Annotated in this window: 2 protein-coding genes; both read left to right on the top strand. The window is 67.3% G+C overall.

Annotation, left to right across the window (positions count from 1 at the left end; all coding sequences use genetic code 11):
- Positions 1-82 precede the first annotated feature (82 nt).
- Entirely contained in the window at positions 83-733 is a 651-nt protein-coding gene (gene msrA / locus E1200_RS33295) for a peptide-methionine (S)-S-oxide reductase MsrA (RefSeq protein ID WP_131956652.1), read from the top strand.
- Positions 734-777: 44 nt separating this feature from the next.
- Positions 778-1,089, top strand: coding sequence for a hypothetical protein (locus E1200_RS33300; RefSeq protein ID WP_131956654.1), 312 nt, complete (start codon positions 778-780; stop codon positions 1,087-1,089).
- Positions 1,090-1,519: the final 430 nt, after the last annotated feature.

The following is a 1,519-nucleotide window of genomic DNA, read 5'->3' on the forward strand; positions in this document are numbered from 1 at the left end:
GACCTCACTGACAACCCTCGGGCCGCCGCACCCCGGCCTCCGTGCCCGAACAACGCTTCCCCCGGCGAGCTAACCTGGAGGCATGTTCGGCTTTGCGAAGACCCAGATGGTCTCTCCGGAGAAGGCACTCCCCGGCAGGGACGAGCCCATCCCGGTGCCACCACGCCACGAGGTCCTCGACGCCCCCCTCGCACCCCCCTACCCGGAGGGCGCCGAGATCGCCGAGTTCGCCCTCGGCTGCTTCTGGGGCGCCGAACGCATTTTCTGGCAGACCCCCGGCGTCATCTCCACCGCCGTCGGCTACGAGGGCGGCTACACCCCGAACCCCACCTACGAAGAGGTCTGCAGCGGCCAGACGGGCCACACCGAAACCGTCCGCGTCGTCTACGACCCCACCGAGGTCTCCTACGAAGACCTCCTCCGCATCTTCTGGGAGGCCCACGACCCGACCCAGGGCATGCGCCAGGGCAACGACGTGGGCACCCAGTACCGCTCAGCCGTCTTCTATAGGACCGACCTGGAACAGAAGCAGGCCGAAGCCTCCCGCGACGCCTACCAAGAGGTCCTGACCAAGGCGGGCCACGCCCCCATCACCACCCAGATAACCAAGGCCACCGACTTCTACTACGCCGAGCACTACCACCAGCAGTACCTCCACAAAAACCCAGGAGGCTACTGCGGCATCGGCGGAACCGGAGTCTCCTGCCCAGTCGGCATAGCTCCCGCTGAGTAGCAGCCACGACCAGGGGTCTGCTACCTGAAGTAGTAACTGCGGCCATGGCTTCGGAGGAGAAGGAGTTCGGGCTGGGTGAAGGCCCGGCGGTCAAGGCGAGCGTCTCGCTGAGAGCCGGGAACATCCGTGCCGTCCGCGAGCGGGTCGGGGCCCGAGGCTTCTCCGTCTACGTCGACGCCGCCGTCGAGCGTCAGATAAAGCGGGACCTGCTCGAAGAGGCTCTGCAGGCCAACGAGGAAGCCTCGGGGCCGATCCCACAGGCGCTGCGCGACGAGGCCGCAGACCTCTTCCGTGCCGTCAAGGGTGCGCCCGAGTTGCAGGGGGGCGCCGAGTGGGCCGGGCACGAAGCAGGCTGAGCGCCGGCACGCTCGTGCTCGACTGCGAGGGACTGGTCAAGTAGTGCCGCGCCGATCAACGCGTCACCGCCCTGGTTCGCGAGGCCCAGGTCAGCGACTTCCGCGTGGTGATCAGCGCCCTCACTCCGATCGAAGCCCAGGACGTCCGGACCAAGCCGGACAGGCTCCGTTGGTACCTATCCAGGCTCCGCATCGAACCGGTCGCCGAAGAGATCAGCACAGCCGCCATCGACCTCCTTCGCGCTCACGGCGGCCACACCGTCGCCGCAGCTTAGCGTGCGCGCCAGCCTGGACAGCCGGCTGGCCGAATGTGTCTGCGAGCGGCACACGGCGGAACACCGAAACCTGATGATCCGCCTTTCTAGATGATCTAGGTGGAACGGCGGCGGAACGCTGGTCTGTAGGGCCGCTCTCGGTAGCTCGTGGGTGG

The organism is Actinomadura sp. GC306, from assembly GCF_004348665.1.
Taxonomy (GTDB): Bacteria; Actinomycetota; Actinomycetes; order Streptosporangiales; family Streptosporangiaceae; genus Spirillospora.

Coding starts and splice junctions, on each gene's coding strand:
- msrA (WP_131956652.1), top strand. CDS start 83: ATGTTCGGCTTTGCGAAGACCCAGATGGTCTCTCCGGAGAAGGCACTC.
- E1200_RS33300 (WP_131956654.1), top strand. CDS start 778: ATGGCTTCGGAGGAGAAGGAGTTCGGGCTGGGTGAAGGCCCGGCGGTC.